Origin of the sequence: Paenibacillus sp. NAIST15-1, from assembly GCF_001894745.1 — a bacterium.
Classification (GTDB): domain Bacteria; phylum Bacillota; class Bacilli; order Paenibacillales; family Paenibacillaceae; genus Paenibacillus_B; species Paenibacillus_B suaedae.
The window spans coordinates 36753-61467 of record NZ_BBYF01000012.1; the positions used below are offsets into that span (position 1 = coordinate 36753).

Annotated in this window: 20 protein-coding genes and 1 riboswitch; of the genes, 8 read left to right on the forward strand and 12 right to left on the reverse strand. The window is 47.8% G+C overall.

Annotation, left to right across the window (positions count from 1 at the left end):
• Positions 1–13: 13 nt before the first annotated feature.
• A complete protein-coding gene (locus PBN151_RS21500; protein WP_072730645.1) occupies positions 14–1582 on the reverse strand; it encodes a Ppx/GppA phosphatase family protein in 1569 nt (522 codons plus the stop codon).
• 399 nt (positions 1583–1981) lie between these two features.
• Here PBN151_RS21500 and PBN151_RS21505 point away from each other — a divergent pair, with 399 nt between their 5' ends.
• Complete coding sequence (locus PBN151_RS21505; RefSeq protein WP_072730646.1) at positions 1982–3529, forward strand: Ppx/GppA phosphatase family protein; 1548 nt, start codon at positions 1982–1984, stop codon at positions 3527–3529.
• A 78-nt stretch (positions 3530–3607) separates the two neighbouring features.
• Complete coding sequence (locus PBN151_RS21510; protein ID WP_072730647.1) at positions 3608–5737, forward strand: RNA degradosome polyphosphate kinase; 2130 nt, start codon at positions 3608–3610, stop codon at positions 5735–5737.
• Positions 5738–5922: 185 nt separating this feature from the next.
• Here the strand turns inward: PBN151_RS21510 and PBN151_RS21515 are convergent, their stop codons facing one another.
• The gene (locus PBN151_RS21515) at positions 5923–6339 is read right to left on the reverse strand and encodes a helix-turn-helix transcriptional regulator (RefSeq protein WP_227774933.1); all 417 of its coding nucleotides are present in this window, start codon (positions 6337–6339) and stop codon (positions 5923–5925) included.
• Between the two features lie 298 nt (positions 6340–6637).
• Here PBN151_RS21515 and PBN151_RS21520 point away from each other — a divergent pair, with 298 nt between their 5' ends.
• Positions 6638–7351, forward strand: coding sequence for a hypothetical protein (locus PBN151_RS21520; protein ID WP_175560770.1), 714 nt, complete (start codon positions 6638–6640; stop codon positions 7349–7351).
• A 141-nt stretch (positions 7352–7492) separates the two neighbouring features.
• On the opposite strand, the gene PBN151_RS21525 is transcribed toward PBN151_RS21520, so the two are convergent.
• Positions 7493–8806, reverse strand: coding sequence for an MFS transporter (locus tag PBN151_RS21525; RefSeq protein ID WP_072730650.1), 1314 nt, complete (start codon positions 8804–8806; stop codon positions 7493–7495).
• Positions 8807–9131: 325 nt separating this feature from the next.
• Between PBN151_RS21525 and PBN151_RS21530 the strand changes: the two genes are divergently transcribed.
• Together PBN151_RS21530 and PBN151_RS21535 are read left to right on the forward strand one after the other, a co-directional pair.
• Positions 9132–10034 carry a LysR family transcriptional regulator gene (locus PBN151_RS21530; protein ID WP_065291536.1) on the forward strand — a complete coding sequence of 301 codons (903 nt, stop codon included), beginning with the start codon at positions 9132–9134 and terminating at the stop codon, positions 10032–10034.
• A 57-nt stretch (positions 10035–10091) separates the two neighbouring features.
• Entirely contained in the window at positions 10092–10904 is an 813-nt protein-coding gene (locus PBN151_RS21535; RefSeq protein WP_072730651.1) for a histidinol-phosphatase, read from the forward strand.
• A 295-nt stretch (positions 10905–11199) separates the two neighbouring features.
• Here the strand turns inward: PBN151_RS21535 and PBN151_RS21540 are convergent, their stop codons facing one another.
• The 7 genes from PBN151_RS21540 to PBN151_RS21570 form a co-directional block, all read right to left on the reverse strand.
• The gene (locus tag PBN151_RS21540) at positions 11200–12282 is read right to left on the reverse strand and encodes a DMT family transporter (RefSeq protein ID WP_227774935.1); all 1083 of its coding nucleotides are present in this window, start codon (positions 12280–12282) and stop codon (positions 11200–11202) included.
• A gap of 88 nt (positions 12283–12370) precedes the next feature.
• Positions 12371–13123, reverse strand: coding sequence for a metallophosphoesterase family protein (locus tag PBN151_RS21545; RefSeq protein ID WP_065291538.1), 753 nt, complete (start codon positions 13121–13123; stop codon positions 12371–12373).
• A gap of 144 nt (positions 13124–13267) precedes the next feature.
• Positions 13268–14158, reverse strand: a complete 891-nt coding sequence (locus tag PBN151_RS21550) for a metallophosphoesterase (RefSeq protein WP_072730652.1) — start codon at positions 14156–14158, stop codon at positions 13268–13270.
• A 305-nt stretch (positions 14159–14463) separates the two neighbouring features.
• The gene (locus tag PBN151_RS21555; protein ID WP_021252667.1) at positions 14464–14826 is read right to left on the reverse strand and encodes a hypothetical protein; all 363 of its coding nucleotides are present in this window, start codon (positions 14824–14826) and stop codon (positions 14464–14466) included.
• Positions 14827–15036: 210 nt separating this feature from the next.
• Positions 15037–15801 carry a succinate dehydrogenase iron-sulfur subunit gene (sdhB, locus tag PBN151_RS21560; RefSeq protein WP_021252666.1) on the reverse strand — a complete coding sequence of 255 codons (765 nt, stop codon included), beginning with the start codon at positions 15799–15801 and terminating at the stop codon, positions 15037–15039.
• A 2-nt stretch (positions 15802–15803) separates the two neighbouring features.
• Positions 15804–17561, reverse strand: a complete 1758-nt coding sequence (sdhA, locus tag PBN151_RS21565; protein WP_072730653.1) for a succinate dehydrogenase flavoprotein subunit — start codon at positions 17559–17561, stop codon at positions 15804–15806.
• Positions 17562–17577: 16 nt separating this feature from the next.
• Positions 17578–18249 (reverse strand): succinate dehydrogenase cytochrome b558 subunit, encoded by a 672-nt coding sequence (locus PBN151_RS21570; protein WP_021252664.1) that lies wholly within the window; start codon positions 18247–18249, stop codon positions 17578–17580.
• 330 nt (positions 18250–18579) lie between these two features.
• Between PBN151_RS21570 and PBN151_RS21575 the strand changes: the two genes are divergently transcribed.
• On the forward strand, positions 18580–19485 hold the full coding sequence (locus PBN151_RS21575; protein WP_021252663.1) for a LysR family transcriptional regulator: 906 nt from the start codon (positions 18580–18582) through the stop codon (positions 19483–19485).
• 108 nt (positions 19486–19593) lie between these two features.
• Positions 19594–20358, forward strand: coding sequence for a hypothetical protein (locus PBN151_RS21580; protein ID WP_072730654.1), 765 nt, complete (start codon positions 19594–19596; stop codon positions 20356–20358).
• 92 nt (positions 20359–20450) lie between these two features.
• Here the strand turns inward: PBN151_RS21580 and PBN151_RS21585 are convergent, their stop codons facing one another.
• Together PBN151_RS21585 and PBN151_RS21590 are read right to left on the reverse strand one after the other, a co-directional pair.
• Positions 20451–21134: a potassium channel family protein gene (locus tag PBN151_RS21585; RefSeq protein ID WP_072730655.1), complete on the reverse strand. Its 684-nt coding sequence runs from the start codon at positions 21132–21134 to the stop codon at positions 20451–20453.
• A gap of 39 nt (positions 21135–21173) precedes the next feature.
• Positions 21174–22532 (reverse strand): TrkH family potassium uptake protein, encoded by a 1359-nt coding sequence (locus tag PBN151_RS21590; RefSeq protein ID WP_021252660.1) that lies wholly within the window; start codon positions 22530–22532, stop codon positions 21174–21176.
• A gap of 59 nt (positions 22533–22591) precedes the next feature.
• A riboswitch (cyclic di-AMP (ydaO/yuaA leader) is annotated at positions 22592–22750 on the reverse strand.
• A 248-nt stretch (positions 22751–22998) separates the two neighbouring features.
• On the opposite strand from PBN151_RS21590, the gene PBN151_RS21595 reads away from it, so the two are divergent.
• Complete coding sequence (locus PBN151_RS21595; protein ID WP_072730656.1) at positions 22999–24702, forward strand: CPBP family intramembrane glutamic endopeptidase; 1704 nt, start codon at positions 22999–23001, stop codon at positions 24700–24702.
• Positions 24703–24715: the final 13 nt, after the last annotated feature.

Here is a 24715-nt window from a genome sequence, read left to right on the forward strand (position 1 = left end):
CCTTTTCCATTCGTTATCGTGATTGCGTAACATTCGCGACAATGACAAGATCCCGCTTGAAACGCTTGCGGAATGCCGTGCGAACCGCATAGGCTTCCGATACTTCAAGCAGTGGCGGTGTCGAGGCGCGCACGTGAAATACGACCTCCTGCTCTTCAATATCACAGGCCACCAATTCTACATCTGAGGCTGCTCCGCGATTGAAGCTTATCGCAAGCCGCAGCAATAGGCTAAGTGTACGCACACCTTCTTTGTCTCCGGGAAGGAATAGCGCCTCATATTCACTCCATGCTTCGCCTGCCTTCAGCTTCTGATCAGCTGAGGCGATGAACGCACTGAGCACGAGCTCGCGAGGAGTCAGACCATATAAATCTGAATGGAGCAGCATATATAGCGCATGCCGTTCTCGTTCAAGCGGAGAAATGACGACTCCACAATCATGCAGCATCGCGCTCGTGTGCATGATCTGCGACCAGTCCCCTCCCAGTTCCATTAGTGCTCCCATATCTTCCACCAGTCGATTGAATAGGACATGGACTCGCTTGGCATGATCTCGCTGCAACCGAAACCGCCGCATCATATTCGAGATGGACAAAGACAGAGGATCATCGATCATCAGCCCTTCCCCCTGAAGCAAATCGAATAGAACACCTTCCCGAACACCCTTGGCGCTTACCGTCAATATAGGCATATCCAATCGTTCCATCACATACGTAATGAACGTAAAGGCTCCCATAAAAATGTCCGCCCGCTCCTTGGATAACCCTTGAATCTTCTCTCTTTCCTCCAGCGACAACGGTCTCAGCTTCTCATACCACTGTTCAACATGTTCCCGGCTCAGCACGTAATGATGGAGCGAAGCAAGTGGAACCTTGGCCTGAGCCTTATCCATCTTCGCAATTGTCCGTATCGTTCCGCCCACACCAATAAGCGGATATCCCTCTGCTTGCTGCAGCCACTCAATCTGCCCCAGAAGCTTCCCCATATCGGCAGCAAGCCGCTGCCCCTCCTCTACTTCAAGCGCCTCTCTGACATGATATTGGCCTGCCAGCGTTAGCGCACCAATCGGAATGCTGATGCTCTCCTTCAAGGTCCGATCCTGAATGAGCACCATCTCCAAGGAGCCGCCTCCGATGTCGACCAGCAGCGCATCCTTGACATTCATGGTCGATACGACTGCCAGATAGTCCAAATAAGCCTCCGACTCTCCGCTAATTACTCGCACAGACAATTGTGTTGCACCTAGAATGCGGCTTAGGATTAATGCCCGGTTCGTCGCTTTGCGCAGTGCAGCCGTGGCAACCGCGATGATCTCACATGACTCATAACGGCTGCACAACTGCTTAAATAATAGGAGCGTTGAAATTAATTTATCAATTTTATATTCCGGAATCGCTCCATCTTCATCGTACTCATCACCAAGACGAACGACTTCCTTCCATTGGTCTACAATTTGAAATGTCAGATCCTCGCGAATTTCCGCAATCATAAGACGTACCGAATTGGAACCGATATCTACAATGCCCTGATGGCGATTCTGTGTCGGAACCTTGGTTTCTAGCGGCTTCTTAGGTCGCATCATATGGCATACTCTCCTTCCTTACTCATCGCAATACGTTGTGTGCACAGCATCCATCATCCACCTACGTCCGCGAAGAACAGCCTGCTGAGCCTATCATTGCTTACATTTCAAAAAAAAGAGTGATATCTCTTGAAATGCTTGCAATATCTTTTCATTTTGCCATGCCCTGTATGAAAACTCCATCCGAAAGCGCGTAACATAATGTTAATCTTTTGTAAATCTATGACCTGTACCTGTCAAATCCATTACTCTAGCAGTAGACAGCAATGCCCAGTCTATTGGAAGCAGTATTCACACCATAAGCTGTGTTCATTCCTGCCCGTAAATCGCGAGCGATATAGGTGTGAAGGCATACATGCCGTCTATTTCATTCACTTGTAACGAAAGACAGGGGATATTATGGACAAACCGCTTATTGCCGCAGGCATCGACATTGGTTCGAATGCAATTAAAATGCTTATTGCCGAGCTTGCCGAACCAGGGCAGCTTCGCATTCTTGAGGATGTTAAGCTTACATCCCCGATCGGCGACGACACCTTCACCCATGGTCAGATCCATTCTAAAGCCACGTTCGAAGTATGCCGCGCGATGAAGCAAATGTCGCAGCTCATGAAAGATTACAAAGTGAAAACGTATCGCGCCTGTGCGACGAGCGGGGTTAGAGAGGCAAGCAATCGCGGGTACTTTCTAGATAACCTTCGCCGTTACACGGACATGGACATCGAGCTGGTTGATAGCTCTGTCGAACGATATTTGACCTATGTCGGACTGAATATCGGCGTTGAACAAATGCCGCAGCTGCGTGAAGAAGGACTGCTGGTCGTCGAAATTGGCAGCGCCGGTGTCCAGCTAAGCGTATATGCATCTGGAAGATTGCAATTTTCCGAATATGTTCGCATCGGTATTTTGAAGCTGAAGGAAGTGCTTGAGTCCTTGCGGGGCGAGTCGCTGCATTATTCCAACGTTCTTCAGCAATATATTGAAAGTCAACTGGACATGCTGCGTCGCCGTATGTCTTCCTATACCATCAATCATCTAATTGTCCTCGGCGGAGAAGCCTCCACCTTGGCGAACAAATATGGAGAGCGAGGGACAAGCTCAGTCGGCAGCTTACCACTGCGATCCATCGCAAGAACAACACTCCAGCGCCATTTGTTCGAATGGATGCAAGCAGGCACTGCAGAGCTATCGCACAAATTCCATATTGATGAAGAACGCGCCTCTCAGCTCATCCCAACAGCTATTATTATGTCAGAGCTGCTCAAAGCAACGGCAGCAGAGCGATTGCTTCTGCCGGATGTCTCCTTACGGCACGGCGTCCTTCATGAGATGTCACTCTCAGCACATGATCAGTCTGCTTCGCTGCAAGCGTTGTATATCGAAGATATGACGGCGTCCGCCTTCCATGCTGCCGAACGCGTTCAGCTTGATATGGAGCACTCCAGACAGGTTCGAAGACTCGCTAGCAAGCTCTTTGATCGCTTGAACAGCTTATTTCGCATGGATCCATCTCGCAAACTATGCTTGGAGCTTGCCGCTATCTTGCATGATATCGGCAAGACCATATCCCAGGAAGGCCATGCCGCCAATTCCTACCATATGATTAAAGCGATGGACTGGCTGGGTCTGTCTGAGAAGGACAAGGAGCTTGTCGCAAGTATGGCACTATACCATCCGCGCAGTGCTCAAGTGCCTCTAAGATCGGATATGAGTGAACAGGAGCAGTTGGTACTGTCCAAGCTCACCTCTATCCTCAAGCTGGCCGATGCGCTTGATATTGCCCACCAGCAGAAAGTTAAAGATTTCACCATCCATATAAAAAAAGGCACTTACATTACGATGATTCCTACCTATGAGGGCAGCTTGGAGCTGGAACGGTGGGCCTTCCAACATGAAAGCTCATTCTTCGAGCAAGTGAGCGGGTATCCGATCCTACTAAAAGGATAGCATCCCTCTCATCTCCCCCAATGACCATATCATGCTGAGCTGCAATCGTTCATTGTGTAGAAAAGGAGAGGTTTCGTGATGGCTCGATCATTTATTAACCGCGAATGGAGCCTATTGGCTTTTCATCGAAGAGTTCTTGAAGAAGCGTATGACAAATCGAACCCGTTGTTAGAAAGGCTGAAATTCCTAGCCATAAGCAGCTCCAATATGGACGAATTGTTCATGGTGCGTGCTGCGTCCGTCATTGATCAAATGATCGCAGGTTATGACAAGCGTGACCGATCAGGCTGCACACCGCATGATACGCTCGAAGGCATCAAGTCTGGCGCTGCCGCAATGGTCGAGAAGCAAGCCTACATATACGGTCAGCTTCGGAGGAAGCTGCGCCAGCACAACATTGTAATCAAGCGGCCGCATCGATTGTCGATGAATGAGAAGCACTATCTTCGCAGCTACTTTATGGAGCAGTTGTTCCCTGTGCTCACTCCGATGGTCGTGGATCAAAGCCGGCCGTTCCCGCTCATCCAGAACAAGAGCTTGAATATTGGATTGATCGTCCGCAATAAGGACGAGGAGGAAGATGTGTTCGCGACAGTAGCAGTGCCTGAAGTATTGCCTAGACTCGTACGGCTACCGACAGGCACGGACAAGCAGGAGTTCATCCTGCTCGAAGACGTCATCAAGCTGCATATGGACATCTTGTTCCATGGCTATGACATTGTCGATATGAAGGCTTACCGCATAACGCGCAACGCGGATCTGGACATAGATGAGGAAGGCGCAGAGGATCTGCTCAAGGAGATTGAGGAATCGCTCAAAATGCGGAAATGGGGGAATGTGGTTCGGATTGAGGCGGAGGAAGGCATTAGTCATGAACTGCTTCAAATGATCACACAGGATGGAGAAGACCAGCCGCTCGGCGGCGTATACGAAATCGCCGGCCCTATCGACTATACATTCCTGTTCAAGCTGATCCAGCTCGTTCAGAAGCCAGGGCTTCTCTATCCAAGCCATCATCCGCATCAGCCCCTTCAGGACGGGGAGGATGTATTCACCTGGATTCGTCATCAAGATCGTCTGCTGCATCATCCCTTCGACAGCTTCGATACTGTCGTTCAGCTTGTAAGAGCAGCCGCACAGGATCAAGACGTATTGGCCATTAAGCAAACGCTGTATCGGGTATCTGGCAATTCCCCGATCATTGAAGCTTTAATCGCAGCTGCAGAGAATAAAAAACAGGTTACGGTACTCGTGGAGCTGAAGGCCCGCTTCGATGAGGAGAACAATATTCACTGGGCGAAGCGGCTGGAGCAAGCCGGCTGCCATGTTATCTATGGATTGATAGGATTGAAGACCCACTTGAAAACACTGCTCATCGTTCGACGCGAAGAGGACGGTATCCGCAGATACGTTCATCTGGGCACGGGCAATTATAATGATGTGACAGCCAAGCTGTACACGGATATGGGGCTGCTGACCGTCAATCCCCAGATTGGCAGCGACGCCTCAGTGCTGTTCAATATGCTCTCTGGCTTCACCGTGCCATCCAGCTTAAATCAATTATGCGTTGCTCCTTTATTTTTGCGCCATAAGCTGGAGCAATATATCGAATATGAGATTGAGGCTGCGCGGAAAGGCCGCAAAGCGCACATCATTCTCAAAATGAATGCGCTGGTGGATGAAAAGCTCATTTCACTGCTGTATAAAGCTTCGAAAGCCAGCGTACGCATTGAGCTCATCGTACGAGGCGTATGCTGCCTCCGCCCAGGTGTACCGAATATGAGTGAGAATATAACGGTACGAAGCATAGTTGGGCGATTTCTGGAGCATACCCGCATCTTCTACTTCGAGCATGGCGGCAAGAACAAGGTACTGCTGAGCAGTGCGGACTGGATGCCGCGCAACCTCGATCGCCGTGTCGAGGCCATGTTCCCAATTGAGCATTCGGAGCTGAAGCAGCAGATTATTCAAATCCTTCATTGCTATTTGGCAGATCAAGCGAAAAGTCGATTCTTGCAGCCTGACGGCACGTACCGCAAGAAGGCCGCCAAAGGCATGCAGAAAATGCACGCGCAGGAACAACTGCTGAAGCGAGCTGGGGATCGAGCTGAGAAATCAATGAGCCCGGCTACCCTTCCCTTTCAGCCGCGAACACATTCAACAGACGAGCAGGCAATGAATGAAGTAGCCGCAACGTCACAATTCTAGAAAAAAGGGCTATTTGTATTGGAGAGCATCCCACGAGCTTATGTCGGGCGCTCTCCTTTTTTATCGAACGAGTATGCATTTCGATCGAGTAATGGTGGAGCAGCAATCGGAACATACAATTTGACTTCGCAGTAATGTTCGTTAGCTACTGAGACGTCAATCGATTCGAAGAAGAAGGAATCCGCTCAACTGAAGGCCTGCTTCAACACGAATCCTGTCTCGAAAACAATGCCATTGTCCAATTGTATAAATTCGGCGATGTTTATTTTTTCAGTAAGATTAACAGTAAAGCACCCTTTTCTGAACTTAGAAGGCGTCATCCCATATTCACTTACAAAAGCCCGTATATAAGACTGTTCGTATTCGAAGCCATATTCCTGCGCGATATGTAGAATAGAATAGTTGCTATGCAGCAGCATATCCAGACTGGAGGCCAGTCTTCTCGCCCTTACATAATCCATCAACGGACGGCGTGCAGCAGCACTCATCGCCCGATGCAAATGGTATTTCGATATATAGCAAGCATCCGCAATCTCATCCAATGTTATTTTTCTGGACAGATTGGTCTCTATGAATTCCGTCGCTCTATATATACTACTCACCAGGTTATCCATGGATCATTCTCTTTCTGAGATTTATTGTTTCATTCCATGTTAAACTTAGCTGCTAGATTGACTCCCCAAAATTGAGCAAGATTCGTTCATTTCCTTACACGGCTATCCCCTAGAATGTAATAAAATATTGGTAAATGGGGTGTCACTCATGAACGTGCGGGAACTGGCCAAGCATTATAAGACTAGGAACTTCCCCCCACATCTCGAACAGTATCTCCCTACATCCTTACGCTCACAACTTCAAGAAATGAACGCTGAAGAAATCGAAAGCTTATTAAATCAAATCATGCGAAGTCCAATTGACCTGTCTCGCCAATGGAGTCATGAATTAGTCGAATTTTATTACTCTGCAGCTTGGTACCATTTACTTGTTGAGCTGGGTATCCAATCCCATGCATCCCTATACGAAATAGCTGCAGGTGATACGGTATGTATTCCAAGAGCACTAAATGCGTTCTCCAATGGTGCAACGTATGTGACAGCAAATCTGAATAAAGAGCTATCTCAGCAGTTCATGCAAAAAACGGCTGACTTGGACATCCAAGTCAAAATTATTGAAGATAACGGGAACAATTTATTGCAGTATTATGAGCCTCATTCTTTCGAAGTCATTTCTTTCCATCATGCGATTAATGATATTATACAGACGATAATTGCAGATATCGAGGGTATCGATACCGTCAACAATAATTGGTGGGATATCGAGCCTCAATTACTTCAAGCTGTGATGAGCTATCACAATCGAGGAGAACTTCGGAAGGCGGCCTTTGAGCCATTCATCAACATTATCGATATCTGTATGAAGCTGTTGAAAAAAGGGGGCTATCTCATTTTTGACAACTGCACCTATGCTGGATATGAGCAAATGGGGTATTCTTCAGAGTTCCACAGTGCATATATTCAATTGGTCAGAGAGTGGATTGCTGAGTCGAACTTGGGACTGAAAGAGGTTGAGCTGGAAGCGTATGACAAGCAATGGTGGATGATTATGACTACGTAAGCATGGCTCCTTCTATATAAATGAGTACTCTCTTACCTGATGTATGTGCAGTCTCTAACCGATATAACGCAAAAAGAAAGACCCTATCCGTGATTCCCCTCTGCGTAAAGCAGTACGAACATACGGATTAGGGTCTTTCTATTAATGGACAGGTATCCCCTTGCCCCCTGATGCATTTGTATTCCAAGTGTCCTCCTCCATCGCTGCTTCCTTGCGCCCTTTCTCAATATCTACGAATGCAAGCAAAATAATCCCGATAATGAAGAAGGCCAGGATAGACAAGATTGCCAGGCGTGTAGAACCGGTCATTAAGCCTACCATGCCAAAGACGGCCGGACCGATGGAAGCAGACACTTTGCTCGATAAACTGAGGAACCCGAAAAATTCAGATGCGCGGCTAATCGGCACCATCTGACTGTAAACAGAACGCGCTACTGCCTGACTTCCCCCTTGCACCATGCCAACAAGGAAGGCCAGGATGTAGAAATGAAGCGCTGTTGTCATAAAATAACCAAAGAACACGATGACGATATACGTACTAAGTGATACGTACAAGGAACGCTTAGAACCTAACCTGCGGGCGAACTTCGCAAACAAGTAGGTGAACGGGATTCCGACGAATTGGGTAATAAGCAGCGCAATAATGAGATGGCTCGTCTGAATGCCCATCCCAGCACCATATATCGCCGCCATTCCGATAATCGTGGAGATGCCGTCATTGAAAAACCAGAAGGACACCATATACTTCAATAGCTCAGGGTAATGCTTCACCCGCTTAATCGTTTGAGCTATCCGGCCGAAACCTTGCTTCGTGTAATAAGACACCGATTGCCGATCTGTACGCACAGGATCCTGCAAGTGGCGGAATATTGGCAATGAGAAGAGCAGCCACCATATTCCTACGGACAAAAATACGGTCTGCGTGGCAACGAGCTTATTCGGAAACCCTAGCATCTCCCATTTCTCAAGCATGACAATGTTGACCGCCAGCAGCACACCGCCACCGATGTATCCGTACATATACCCTTTGGCAGATATTTCGTCCCGCTCATCTGGTGCTGCAATCTCGGGCAGGAGAGAGTCATAAAACGTATTGCCTCCAGAAAAGCCTATCGTTGCCAAAATAAACAGTACCGATACATACAGCCAATCTCCATTTCCCGCGAAGAACAGAAGCATACAAGCCACCGAGCCGCAAATCGCAAAGACACGCAAAAATGCCATCTTGCGGCGTGATAGATCAGCCATTGCTCCCAATATCGGAGACAGCAGTGCGACAAGGATCATGCCGATCGTCTGTGTAAAAGCCCAATAGCTCGTCGCCTCATGATTCGGAAGTCCTGAAGCAGCCACAGACTGATAAAAGATAGGGAGAACTGCCGCCAACATTGTTGTCGCAAAAGCGGAATTCGCCCAATCATACATCATCCAACTGCGAACCTGTTTCGAACGCATCGTTTTCCCCCTAAGCTATAACGTAACGTTGTTGAGAACGTCTTCATTTTCATTGTGCGGCATGGCCTGCGCGGCGGTCAACTATTTCAATTATTAAGTTTTCATATAAGCTGCCGCGTTGGTAAACATTGCTCATCGGCATAGCTTCCTTAACTAATCTAATGTATAATGAGAAAAACATTTTATTAGTACAACAAAAGCGATAAATTGTATTGAAGCTCCATTCTCATACCCTATTTCGGATTTTACATATTCACCACCGTGTACACATCTCACACCATAATTTAGTCCTATGTCAAAATAGGCAAGAAAGGGGGAAACAGTCATGAATTTAAGCCAGTTGGAAACACTAATTACCATTTCCAAGACGATGAGCTTCCGCAAGGCAGGCGAATTGCTTAACCTGACTCAACCTGCCGTGTCCGCTCAGATCAAAAGCTTGGAGGATGAGTTCAAAACGGTGCTTATTGACCGCAACCAACCTGTCACCCTGACAGACAGCGGCAAAGTATTTTTGGAGCATGCAACGCGCATCTTAGATATCGTCGACGAAGTTAAACAGAAGCTGAGTGATTTGAACCAAATTCCGCAAGGGCATATTGTTCTAGGTACAACGACTTCGATTGCTATTCAAATCCTGCCGCGGATTCTTTCCTATTTTCAGGATCAATTTCCACTCATTAAGACGACCATTATGTCCATGTCATCCTCACAGATCATGGCCCATATCGAGAATGGCACCGTTGATATTGGCATCGGATATTTGAACGAACCGAATCCGAATCTGAATACGTCTGTGCTCTACTACGATTCGTTCGAACTCGTCGTCTGTCCAGACCATCCGCTGGCCAAGCATGAGCATGCAACGGTTGATATGCTGAAGGAAGTTCCGCTCATTCTATTGTCGCCTGATACTGTAGGCCGAAGGTTCGCTGAAGAAACCTTCCGCCAATACAATATCACTCCTCATATCGTTATGGAGTTATCCAGCAGTGAGGAAGTGAAGCGGATGGCCGAGTTGAATCTTGGAGCGGGTATCATCTCCAAGCTATCGGTCAGCAGTGAATTGCGTCGCGGCACGCTGAAGATCGTTCAAATTCATGAACTCGAAACCGCTCATCCTGTTGGGGTTATGTATCGCTCAGGCCGTTACTTGAATTCTGCCATGCAGCAATTTTTAAATGATTTGAAGGGCATGCCTGAAACCCAGTTCATCGGTTCCGAGTAACGATACCGCTCACTTCGTAGATATGACACTACCACTCAATGAACAGGAGGGGAAGCTATGAAATTCGATTTGCACACTCATCATTTTCGCTGCGGTCATGCAGATGGCAACATCCGTGAGTATATTGAGGCAGGGATCGCCCATGGACTTCACGTTATTGGCATATCCGATCACACGCCCTATTTTGGCCAGGATGAAGATCATCCGCATCCGAATATTACGATGGCCAAAAGCGATTTCCACAACTATGTAGACGAGGTGCTGCGCCTCAAAAAGGAATACGAAGGCCGCATCGACGTGCTGCTGGGCATCGAGTCAGATTATTTCCCTGAACATGCGGAAACCTATCGTAAGACGTTAGCACAGTATCCATTTGACTACATTATTGGCTCCGTTCACAGCACAAATGGCGTCAGCATTTTCAATAAAAACAGATGGAAGAAGCTAAACGCCGAGCAGCAAATTGCTGAAAAACGGATCTATTATGAGATGATTCGTGATTCTGCTCGCACAGGCATGTTTCAAATTTTAGGCCATATTGACGCCATGAAGGGCAATTACCCCCCGTTCTCGGACATTCAAGCCCCTGACATTATCGACGACACCTTGAAGGTCATTGCAGAATGCGGCGTTGCCATCGAAATCAATACATCTGGGAAAACAAAGCTGAGCGGCGGCTGGTATCCAGCGGACGCCATCTTGGAACGTGCCCTTCATTTCGGAGTCGAAGTTAGCTTTGGCTCGGATGCGCATAAGCCTTCCCGCGTCGGCGAGGACTGGGAGGAAGTCCGCTCTCGGCTGAAGGACATCGGATTTACGTACTGGGTGTATTATAAAGAGAAGCAGAAACAGGTCGTACCCATTGATTAACTTGTCAGGAGGCACGACCATAGTTCGATTATTATAGTTATATATCACGCGCAACATAAAGATGCTTCTGGGGCATAAGGAACTTCATCGGGATACGAAGTTCCTACAGTACTCTAGCTGCATCTTTCTTTTATGATACGGAGTTAAGGGCAAAAAAAAAGGGACCTGTATCTCACAGATCCGTCTCAAGGGATATATATTCATCAAAAGGGGGTCTTGTTATTAATATACCCTCTGTACATTAACCAACGTTAACAGGAATATTACCATTGTGTAACAAATTATTAAGCCTGTGTTAAACCGCCCTCTGAACTGCCTTGCGAGCAGACTTCTCTGCAGAAGATCGATTCACCACAATGATCCCTGCAACAACAAGGCCAAGTGCTGCCAATGTCCCACCATTCCAAGATTCATTCAACAGCCATGCGGATAATAGTACTCCAAACAACGGAATGAGGAAGAGGAACATCGATACTTTCCCTACCTGATTATATTTCATAATCAAATTCCACAAGCTGAATCCCGCTGCCGACAAGAAGGCCAGATAGAGGAGCAGCAGCAAGGATGAGACATCCCATTGAAAGGGAGCGAAACCTGCACGCCATGCGCCTACCAGAATAAGCCCAATTCCACCTAGGGCCATCTGGCGTCCAGTCAGCCACAATACCGGCAAATCACGCGACTCATGGCGCGCCAGCACATTCCCTATCGCACCGAACAATGCCGATAATATCAGGCACACATCGCCAATGCCAAATGACATACCTGCGCCGCCTGTATTACTGAAGGTTACAATAATAACGCCCGCGAATCCCAAGCCTAATCCGAGTATCTTGCCGAATGTGAAGCTTTCACTGCGATCAACCATCCGTGCAATGACCATTTGGAAGAAGGAGGTTGCGCCAGTAATAATCGCGCCTTTCATTCCGGTACTTAAACTTAGGCCTATATAGAAGAAAATATACTGCAAAAAAGTCTGTATGACTGCAAGACGTGTGACTCGCCAGCCAACACGCCGAGACTGACCGTAATGAACCCCATCAGCTCGCGTTCCACGATTCATGCAAGCAGTCAATAGAATGAGCATAAGTCCAGCCAAAGCAAATCGATATCCTGCAAATACCCATTGTTCATAAGCCGCGTCCGAGCCAATCTTGAGTGCTTCATACCCAAGCTTAATCGCCGGCATCGCGCTTCCCCACAATAATGTAGCAATGATCGCACTTACGGTCATGCCTACAGGGTGAGTGAACCATTTCTGCGCTGTCACTGATGTATCCACCTTTCGTGCGGCTTCCGCCGCCTCTTGTCCATAATGCTGCGAGTCGATCATGCTCTGATCCGCTTCGCTCACATTAAGTTCTAGTTGAATGTGCAACAATAATGCCGCCCTAATTAGGGCGGCATCGTCATTGACCTATTCTATCCTAGCATGAATGTACGCTGACAACAATCATTTCCAGTAATTATTCTTCGTTCTGTTGCAGCCCGCGATATACCCCGGTACGCAGCTCTCGCACGTACGGCTTCACTCCAGGCATATCACTCATTTCCGCAGCTCGAACAGCCTGCTCAATATCATAGGGAACTCGGTGGAAATGTATAGAGAACTCACTTTGCTGAACTTGCCCGAAATAGCCCTCCAGCATCACATAAGAGGCTTGCGTCATGTCCAGCGGGTTGCCGACACTGCCGCAGTTCACTAACGTATTCCCTCTAAAATGCTGCAAGAATGCATTATGAATGTCCCCATAAATGACCACGTCTGGTGATTGGCATGGATGGAGCGGTTCCGTCAATGATGCAGTGAAATCGAACATGGCCAGACGCTTTTCCGGAGCATCCCATGGTTGCACACGAGTGAACACACTCTGTGGGGAAGCATGGAACAGGCGAATATGACGCCCACTCATATTGAAGTCATAAGAGAAAGGAAGCCGTTCCAGACGGGCTAACCGCTCTGAACCAAGCCGCTGTGCATGCCAGCGGAATTGCTCGTCATCTTCAATCTGCCGAACAAGCTCATCCCAATTCCCTTTGACGATGACATCGCAATATTCAAACAACATATCAACAACTTCTACGGGGTTTGGCCCTTTCCCCACTAAATCGCCTAGGCAGTATATTTTATCAGCGCCTTGTCGCTGAATATCATTAAGCACGGCTTCTAGCGCCTGTAAATTCCCATGTATATCGGAAATGATAGCTATAGACTGCATGTCGCTTCGTCTCCTCCCTAATATCAGCATTATACACCCTAAGGGGATAAGCCGAATACTACTGATCATCACGAATAGCCATGTGACCCTACTCCTACTAATATATCTTTGCTATGCCTCAAACGGGCTACTTATGCATAAACCTTATCCAATTGATCGCAAGGTAAGCAAGGTCCATTCTGGCGGGCACAGCAAGCGAACGGGCAGAAACGTCGTCCCCAATCCTCTGCTCGTATAAATGTGAAGTGGGCGATCCGGTCTATCTAAACGCTCTAGCATGTATAATCCATCTGGGTACCGCTCACCTAACGTTGGAAGGAACAAGGGGCCCACCAGTGGCACACGAACCTGACCTCCATGACTATGACCAGACAATTGAAGATCAACTTGATAGTTAAGGGCAACCGTTCCCCAATCCGGTTCATGGGCGAGCAGAATACAACACATCTTACCCGATATCCCTTGCATAGCACGCGTCATATCAGGAATCCCTTCCAATGCGTCGTCGATTCCCGCCAGAGCGAGCACTTCATGATTCCGCCTGAGTATCACATTGTCATTCCGCAGCACGCGGATTCCTGCCGTTTGCAGCGCATTCTCCACAGCTTTTGCGCCTCTTCCCCGATAGTCATGATTGCCAAGCACAGCATAGGATCCATATGGTGCACGCAGTTGGCGCAGGATTGGTACAATCTCGGCTGGAACCACATCCCCATTATCAACGATATCTCCTGTAATGCATATCACATCCGGTTGATTGGCTTGTACATCTTGGACAATGCTCGCAAGCTTCGATTCACTTAGATGATGTCCGTAATGGATATCTGATATATGCGCTATGGTCAGCCCATTGAAGGAAGCCGGCAGTCCGTGAATATCCAGCTCAAGCTTACGCTGCCGAATATTATTAGGCTCAATGTATCTGGCATAGCCCCCAACCGCCATAGGCATTGTTATTACTGCCCCTACCATCATGCGCAGTAAACGCCGTCTTCCCGGATTCGCAACTGAATTCGGATTCGTGTCTCTCGTCATTGGAGATTTTATAGCTATCCCCTACCTTTACCTCTTGCATTCAGTAAACGCCGATTCCTATGTATGACTATCCTGTCTCGTCCTTTTATTATGAATCAGCTCGGTATTCAATGCAAATCCTAGTGAGGGTCGATTTATCCATGTTCCCATTCGTTTGGAGTAAAGAGCCTGTTTGGCTATCAGAGCGTATTGTGTCACATCACACCATTCCTATTTCGCTTCTTCTATACAACAACTGCCGACCACTATTATAGGGCCGGCAGTCCATTGCCTGTATCAATCTCCACGAATTGATTGCGCTTCCATTATCCTGGTGAATAATACTCCACATACGGCTGAGCCGCATGCTCGATTAGCGAATCTAAACGCTTACAAAACATTGAAACACTCGTTCTCCAACGCTGAAGCCTTTCCCTCTCCATGATGGAAGGCCCAATTCCGAAATGCTCCTCCATGCATTGTTCCAGCGCCTCTTCCGTCATCTTCATGTCCGAGTTGGCAGCACTAAGCTTGACTATGTACGCGGTAAGGCAATCGTATTCATCGTCCGGCGCCCCAAGCGCCCGCAGTCCTAGTGGATCCCACTCGTCCACCAGCAGTTTCACCTTACTGAAGAGGCTGTTCTCGTACCAGCTGTTCGTGTCCTGTATTGGCAAATGGACTATCAACTCGGCACCCCCTAGTCATCTTCACAAGCTTCCAGCGCACATTCAAGTTGTTAACCAATACTATAATCGAAAATTCAGTTGTGGAATACAAATTTTTCTTAAAAATTTTTTGCTTCGCTTTGACTTGTTTCACGCTCATAACGCCATACGTGGATATCCGAATTATCTGGTACAAAAAAGCGCCCCTATTCGGGGCGCTCCTACCTTACTTTATTGCATAAACCAGCGTTTGAACATCAGCTTCGTTGTGTCTTTATTCATCTCAGCAATAGATGTCGTAAGCGGAATTTCCTTCGGACAAGAACGGACACAGTTCTGGGAATTGCCGCACCCTTCAATACCGCCGTCCTCAAGCAATTGTTCCAAGCGCTCGTCCTTATTCATTTCTCCTGTCGGATGCGCATTGAACAGTCGAACCTGCGAGATCGGAGCAGGCCCGATGAAGCTCGTCTTCTCATTTACATTCGGACAGGCTTCCAGGCAGACACCACAGGTCATACACTTCGACAATTCATACGCCCATTGTCGCTTCGTCTCTGCCATACGAGGCCCAGGCCCGAGATCATACGTACCGTCAATCGGAATCCATGCCTTGACTTTCTTCAACGCATCGAACATACGCTGACGGTTGATCACGAGGTCACGAACAACTGGGAACGTCTTCATTGGAGCAATTCGAATCGGCTGTTCGAGCTTATCGATCAACGCAGAGCAAGCCTGTCTAGGCTTGCCGTTAATGACCATAGAACAAGCTCCGCACACTTCTTCAAGACAGTTCGATTCCCAGCATACCGGAGCAGTTGATTTACCAGCTGCATCCACAGGATTCCGTTGGATTTCCATTAATGCGCTAATGACGTTCATATTCGGGCGATATGGGATCTCGAATTCTTCCGTGTACGGCTGCGCGTCCGGCGCATCCTGACGCGTCACGATCAACTTGACTTTTTTGGATTGTGCCACAGCTTCCGCCATCGTTATTCCCCTTTCTTCTTGTTCGCCGTATAGTCACGCTTGCGCGGTTTGATAAGCGATACATCCACGTCTTCGTATGAAATTTCAGGTCCCTCTGGGGACCATGACGCAATTGTCGTCTTCAGGAACTGCTCATCATTGCGATCCGGGAAATCAGGCTTGTAATGTGCCCCACGGCTTTCGTTGCGAAGCAGCGCACTCTTCGTCATGGCTTCCGACAGCTCCAGCATATTCCACAACTGACGAGTGAAGGCTACCCCTTGGTTGCTCCAGCGAGCCGTATCCGTCATGTTGATTTTGCTGTAACGCTGCTTCAATTCCTTAATCTTGTTGATTGTATCTTCCAGCTTGTTATTGTAGCGAACGACAGTCATATTGTTGGTCATCCATTCGCCCAGTTCCTTATGGATGACGTACGCATTTTCCGTACCATCCATCGTCAGCAACTTCTCATATTGTGAAGTTCTTAGCTTCGCCTCACGCTCGAATACGCTTGTCGATACATCCTCTGTCGCTTTGCTCAAGCCACGGACATACTCTACTGCTTTAGGTCCGGACACCATGCCGCCGAAGATCGCTGACAACAGCGAGTTCGCTCCAAGACGGTTCGCTCCGTGGTACTGGTATTCACACTCACCTGCTGCGAACAAGCCCTTGATATTTGTCATCTGGTTGTAGTCGACCCACATGCCGCCCATTGAGTAATGCACAGCAGGGAAGATTTTCATTGGTATCTTGCGCGGGTCGTCACCCATGAATTTTTCATAAATTTCAATAATGCCGCCGAGCTTCACGTCCAGCTCCTTCGGATCTTTATGCGACAGATCGAGATAGACCATGTTCTCGCCATTGATGCCCAGCTTCTCATCTACGCACACATGGAAGATTTCGCGAGTCGCAATATCACGCGGAACGAGGTTCCCGTAAGCCGGATATTTCTCTTCAAGGAAGTACCATGGCTTGCCGTCCTTATACGTCCAGATACGACCGCCCTCACCGCGAGCCGATTCAGACATAAGACGGAGCTTGTCATCTCCCGGGATGGCTGTCGGGTGAATTTGAATGAATTCCCCATTCGCATAACGAACGCCTTGTTGATACACTGCGCTGGCCGCAGTCCCCGTATTAATGACCGAGTTCGTTGTTTTGCCGAAGACAATCCCTGGTCCGCCTGTCGCCAGAATAACGGCATCCGCAGCGAAGTGTGTAATGTTCATGCTGCGCAAGTCCTGCGCTGTAATGCCTCGGCATACGCCTTCATCATCCACGATGGCAGAGAGGAATTCCCAGTGCTCATACTTTGTTACAAGTCCCTCTGCTTCCCAGCGTCGCACTTGCTCATCAAGCGCATACAGCAGCTGCTGGCCCGTTGTAGCTCCAGCAAAAGCTGTGCGGTGATATTGCGTCCCGCCGAAGCGGCGGAAGTCAAGCAAGCCCTCTGGCGTACGGCTGAACATAACCCCCATACGATCCATCAAGTGGATGATGCCAGGCGCTGCTTCACACATCGCTTTTACAGGGGGCTGGTTCGCCAGGAAGTCTCCCCCATATACCGTGTCATCGAAGTGCTCCCAAGGGGAATCCCCTTCACCCTTTGTATTTACCGCGCCGTTAATTCCGCCCTGCGCACAGACGGAGTGAGAACGTTTCACAGGAACTAAAGAAAAAAGGTCGACGTGAACGCCTGCTTCCGCTGCTTTGATCGTTGCCATAAGACCAGCAAGTCCTCCGCCAACGACGATAATGTTCTGTTTTGCCATAATGCGTCACCCTCCCTTAACCGATGAATGGAATAATAGATTGAACTGCTTCCGCTGCTTGGAACTCTGCCGAGCGGAATCCGATTAACGACAATGTGAACATGACTGCCATAATAATGAACAAGCCCATGCAGATTTTTGCGGATACATTTTGTGCGCGTGGTCCAACCGTAATGCCCCAGCTTACGAGGAAAGCCCACAATCCGTTCGTAAAATGATAGGATGCAGAAATCGCACCGACCAAATATATGATAAACATAACTGGAGAAGTAATTATGTCATGCATGTATGTGCCTAGCTGCTCATGCGTAATATTGCCAGTCGCAATTTGAACACGCGTTTCGTACACATGCCATGTGACAAATACGAATGTAATGACCCCTGTTATCCGCTGCATCAAGAAAGCTACGTTGCGGCCGTAATTATAATTGCCTACGTTGTTCTTGGATGTGTACGCAATGTACAACCCGTATACGCCGTGATACAGAAGCGGAAGCCAGATGCCGAACAATTCTAGGAAAAATATAAGCGGCAATTCATTCAAAAATTTGACACTGCCCTGAAATGCTTCCTTCCCGCCTTCGAACGCAGCGTAGTTCGTAAGCATGTGCTCGACAATGAAGAATCCGAGCGGAATAATTCCAAGAAGCGAGTGCAGCTTGCGCGAGTAAAAATATCCTCGTTTCATAAGCGTGCCGGTTCCCCTTTCCATTTGTGTCCCAGTAGATTTTGGTAATAAACATCCTCATTTTACCTGTGCATGTCGAAAGCGTCAATAATTTGTCACAACGAAAAACCACTGCCATGACGCAGTTGTTACCGCTTTCGACAACATTCGCGGTTCTTCCTGCAAACCGCTCTTCTGTAGTTATGTGAACAACTTGTGACACTACCATGTTACTCCGAATCCCCTTATAATGGAATTGCAATGTTTTTATATCTTTTATAACTAAAACGCATAAGAAGCCATTCATTTTTACGCTTAGCTCATCATTCATATCGTAGGAGGCTATGAAATATGCTCGATTTGTTAGAATCATTCGCAGCGGTTGTGGAACTGACGAGCTTGAATCAAGCAGCAAAGCGGTTGAATATCTCTCAGCCGGCTCTATCCAGGCAAGTAGCGAAGCTTGAGGAAGAACTGGGTGTAGAGCTGTTTATCCGGAATGGCAAGCGGCTGGAGCTAACTCGCGTTGGCCAGCTCACGTACGAATTTGCAATCGATATTCGCAATCGCCAGCTCGGTTTCTTGAAGTCCATTGCGTCCTTCAAGGCGGAAGGTCAATCGTCCATCACCATTGGGGCCAGCTTAACCACACTGCAGACGACACTGCCGCTGTTCATCTCCTCCTTCGTCGAGAAGCATCCTGACGCAAGACTCAAGGCTGTGACCGGCAAGACGCATGAAATCATCTCGCTTGTCCGCGAACAATCCATTGATCTTGGCATCGTCGCCGATGCGATTCGTGAGCCTGGACTGATGTGCATTCCATTGTTCGCGGATCATCTTCAGCTGGTGCTTCCACGCCGTCATCCACTTGCCAGCATCCGCAATTGGACGATGTCCCGCTTGGACGGTCTGCCTATGCTCCTCTTCTCTAAGGGAACCTGGTATCGCAAGCTCATCGATGATCTATTCCGCCGATATCGCATCATGCCTGATATTCGCATGGAGATCGATTCCTTCGAAGCGATAGTTCGCTTGCTCACGACCTGTCATGCAGCTGCTTTGCTGCCACGCTCCTATCTTCGGTTGGAATGGCTCAAGGACAACGATCTGATTGCCGTTCCCCTAAAGGAATTGAAGCAAACCGAACGTGTAACTTCCATTGTATATGGGGAGCAAGCACTGCTGAGTCCTGTCGCTACGCAGTTTATTGAGGAAATTATGGAAGCAGCATCATTATCACAGCTAGGGAAATAGTCATGGATAGAAAGGAAAAAGAAGGATTACACTCGTTTGCTGTCGAATAAAGTAAGCTTAGACAAAAAACATTCTCAACTAGGGGAGAATAAGGAGGAAATGGAAACCATGGTTGTATGTAATCGTTGTGGCAAGCCAATCAACGACAATGAATCCCATCAATGCAGTACAGGGTCTGTCCCACCGCAGCATGCTGGTTCCGCAGCAGAGGCATATGTACAGCAAGTATCCGCCACTGCTGAGACAGCGTCTCACAAGACACCAGGCAGCACAGTGCCTGAATGGGCCAAGTCAATTGACAGCAAGAATATCCTTCAACTGCTGAAGAATCCGGCAAGTGCTCGCAATCTTACTGTCTCCGATTGGGTGTATGCGGTCATTGCCGCGTTAGTCTCCGCACTGGGGTTTGCCTTGTTCGGCTACACGCTCTTTGGAAGCTTGTTCGCTTCACTAATGAGTCCACTTAGCATATTAGGCGGTTCAAGTTCACTGACCCCGCCATTTAGCTTTTTCATTCAATTGTTTATCTATCAGATTATTGGATTGGCCGCACTCTTTATTAGTATTTGGTTCATTAGCCGCTGGAAGGGCAGCAAGCCGCTTGACTTGAAGACGACATTTGTCCAATTGGCTGCTATGCAAATGCCTTTTGGCTTAGGATTTGTGCTCGCATTCCTTCTCGCGATCATTGGATTCAGTTCTTTATCTGTTGCAGTAGCAGCTTTCACTTGGTTCGTATCCGTTATTCTGGTCACGACCGAAGCAATGGAGCAGACTGAAGTAGCACGTCCGAATCGCTTTCTATTCATCACAGCAAGCATGGGTGCCTACTTCTTACTGACTTATATCGTATTCAAAATTGTAGTCATGTAAAGCCATTTACATAAGCAATAAGCCTGCAGCTCGCTTCTCTATACAAGCGACAACTGCAGGCTTATTTATGACCTTCTACAGCAAGGGATTCTTTACGATTTTTTATCGTTCCCCTTCAACATAAATGCTTCTTCAAAATCTTCGATTTGCGTATTCGTACCAATCATAACCATAATATCTTTCTCATCAAGCACATCTTCGGCTGATGGTGCAATAATCATACCTTTCGGCTTATTCAGGGCCACGATGCTGCACCCGAACTTAGCTCTTGGATTCACATCCTTGAGCGCCATGCCTTGCATGCAGCCAGGCACGCTCAGCTCTGCAATGGTATATTCCTTGGACAATTCAATGTAATCCAGCAAGTTCGGTGATACAAGTTGATGAGCTACGCGAATGCCCATATCCCGCTCCGGGTAAATAACCCTGTCCACACCGATCCGCTCCAGAACACGTCCATGCAATTCGGAAAGTGCTTTGGCGACAACCTTCTTCACGCCAAGTTCCTTCATCTGAATACTGACCAGAATGCTCGTCTGAATATCGTCACCAATGGCTACGATCGCGCAATCGAAATTACGTATGCCGAGTGAGCGCAGCACCTCCTCATCTGATGCGTCCGCTACAACTGCATGGGTTACAAAGCCCATAACATCCCCAATTACTTCCTCATCTTTATCAATGCCTAGCACCTGATGTCCGAGCTTGACCAGCTCCTTCGCGAGACTCGAACCGAAACGGCCCATCCCGATCACTGCAAACTGCTGCAACTCCATATCCCTGTATACTCCTTCGTCCGTTACAATCTAACTTGCTTATCCTATCGTTATTTTTCCTTCTGGGTGTCGGTATAATTCCCGCTCATTTTTCGGGCCTAACGCATAAGCCAACGTTAATGGCCCAAGACGGCCTGCAAACATCGTCAGGCTCAGCAGCACTTTTCCGATATCTGATAAATCCGCCGTCAATCCCATTGATAACCCTACCGTTCCGAAGGCCGATGTTGTATCGAATAATATCATCAGGAAGCTATGATCTTCTGTTGTCGACAATATCATCGATACGATAATGACCAAGAACAATGACAGCAACGTCAGCGTAACTGCTTTGAAGATACGATCCTTGGCGAGTCGGTACCGGTAAATGACGATATCTTCTTTCCCGCGAATCATGGCAAATACAGCTCCAATGAGAATGGCGAACGTCGTCGTCTTAATACCACCACCAGTGGATCCTGGCGATGCCCCGATGAACATCAAAAGAACCATAAAAAATTGCGAGGCTTGGCGCATGGCTCCGATGTCAATCGTATTCGCTCCAGCGGTACGCGGGCTGACAGATTGGAACAGGGATGCCCAGAACTTCTCCCAACCATTCAAACTGCCTAACGTGCGTGTATTGGTAAATTCAAATATAAATATAACGACCGTTCCGATTACAATGAGCAATCCCGTCATCGTTAACACGATCTTCGTATGCAGAGACAACTTGCGAGTGCGCTTATATTCCACCAAATCGGACAAGACGATAAATCCAATCCCGCCAAGGATAATAAGCAGCATTGATACCAGGTTAATAATAGGGTCTCCGACATAGCTGGTTAAACTCGAAAACGGCCCACTCACAGAGCCGAATAAATCAAAGCCTGCGTTATTAAAAAAAGAAACAGCATGGAAGATCCCGAAATAAATGGCCTTGCCTAGCGGAAGATCAAATGCCCATCGCACGGAGAACAGTACAGCTGCCGTTCCCTCGATACATACCGCAAACAATATTACTTTACGGATAAGGCGCACGATGCCTTCCATGCTGCCCTGATTAAGCGCTTCTTGCAATATAAGCCTTTCCTTCAGCGATATCTTCTTCTTCAGTGCTAATGCAAACAACGTTGCCATTGTCATGAATCCAAGCCCACCAATTTGAATAAGCAGCATGATGACCACCTGCCCGAATACGGTAAAATGAGTACCCGTATCCACCACAATGAGCCCCGTCACACAAGTTGCTGACGTTGACGTGAACAATGCATCGAGGAATGGCAGCGGAATCCCATCCGCATTTGATATCGGAAGCATAAGTAGAAATGCACCCAATAATACAATTGCTGCAAACCCTACAACCAGAATTCGCGGTGGTGTCAGATTAAATCGAATGGCCTTTTTTGTTCCCTCCACGGGAGTCACCTCTTTTTTTCCCCACGAAAAAAAGCACTGGAAATCCAATGCTATCGCTGGTATCCTGACGTACATGCCTACGAGGTTAGCTGTCGGATTCGGGCACGTTCAGGCTGCCCTAATCGCAAGTGGATTCTATGCATCCACAACTGCGATATTCACCCCATTTATCGGGTCCCCCGCTTTCGTTCACTCACGAAACTCGGCTTGTATGCAATTCATAACGAGATTATATACGTTTCCCCTGCAGCATACAAAGTCAAGGAATGAACAAATTAACCAGAATAAGACGAAAAACTTGAAGAAATAGCGCTTACAATCCCCCATTTTCTTCAATTGTATTCAAAACACTCATTTTCGCTAGGTGTTTCTTCATTTTCTCTGCTGGACTTTACAAAGTTGAAGTGGATAAAATGAACAAATAAGCAACCATACGCTAAATGTGTGATGGAATGGAGGTTCCAACATGTCCTATGTATCCAAGCCGCTGCTTCTTTCTTCTGTGGCCGGATTTCTATTATTCCTCATTGTTCAGGTATTCATTCCCTTTCAGCAGACAGAAGCCATGATGGAATCAGCAGCCAGCCAATCCCTCTTAACCAAAGAGAAAGCAGCGCAAAAGGCACTCACATTTGTACAGGACTTAAAACAGTTCCATATTTCAATTACACCTGAAGAAGATACTGCCCCAACCGTCATTTATCGCAGTCAATCAACGGTTTCCGGCTACATGAGCAAGGAGAAGCTGACCGCTTCCTTTCAGAAATGGGAACCATCCAGTCCCTATGATACTTTTCAGGTATTATTGAATATGAATCGGGCTGGAAAATCCGGTGTCATGCGCATTGACGTTCACATGACAAGCGGTCGTATTATTGGATTCGAATGGCAGGAAAAGCCTCCTATCACCTCCGACATTAGCGGGGTTACGGGAAATCATGTGAATATGGCGTCAGCAGAAGATGCGGAGACTGCCTTGGATCCAGTGAACCGCAAGAAGCTTGCTGATACACTCTTGAAGCACATGGGATGGAATCCTACCCAATTAAAACTAATCGCCGCATCATCGGCGGAGCTAGACACGGTAGAGTATAACGTGCCTGAAGCACGACTTGGTGAAGCCGCATTGAACGTGAAGGCCGTCTTCTCCCAAGATCGCATTGTCATGCTGAAGCCCTACTGGGTTATCCCGAACAGCTATCTAGCTGAAGAACTGCATCAAACGAAGACTGCATCGTCCATTTACAATATCGGCTATATGTGGATGACGATCCTACTAAGTGCATGTTCACTGATCGCTTGCATCGTCTACCGTCATGGCCTGAAGTTCGGATCGAAGACATTGTTCGCTCTTACTGCCGTCTCATGCGGAATTTCTCTGCTGCATCTATGGAACGTGCTTCCGGGTCTCTTCGCTCTGGAACTCCGTACCCCTGTGGACGGGGTGAATATGGGGCTGTCCTTTGCCATTCAAGGCGCAATTACAGTAATTCAAGGCGTTATCCTCTACTTCTCTCTCCATGCAGGAAAGCGAGCATGGGAGTTGTCTGCGTACAGAGATGTACTGCCTACATGGAGTGATCGCGCATTTGGCGGCAAGCTCATACAAGCATTATGGATCGGAATCGCGTACACAGGCGTATTGCTCGGCATGCAAACGGTTATATTTTTCATTTTGGAATCTGGGTTTCATGCGTGGTCATCGACCGATGCCTCACAATCACCGCTCAACCTGCGAATTGCACCACTGTTCCCTCTTCTAGCTTGGGTTGCAGCTATTTCGGAGGAAGGGATATATCGTTTGTTCGGGGTTGGACTCCTGAACCGATTGTTCCGCAACCCTTGGTTAGCCGGGATTATCCCTACCCTTGTATGGGCGTTCGGACATGTCACCTATCCGATCTATCCGTACTACTCTCGGCCGGTAGAGCTTCTGTTTATCGGCATGTTCTTCCTGTTCATTATGCTGAAGCATGGCTGGTGGACGGCCATGTTCGCTCACCTTATGCTCGACAACTTCTTAATGTCCCTGTCATTCATGCTTGATGGAACAATAGTCGGTCTCCTAATCGGTCTTGTGTACCTCCTTTCTCCAATTGGGATTGTATATGCGCTCGCGAAGATTCATCGCAACCAAGATCACGCTAGAGCGATCACGACATGGACATAAACATTAACACCAT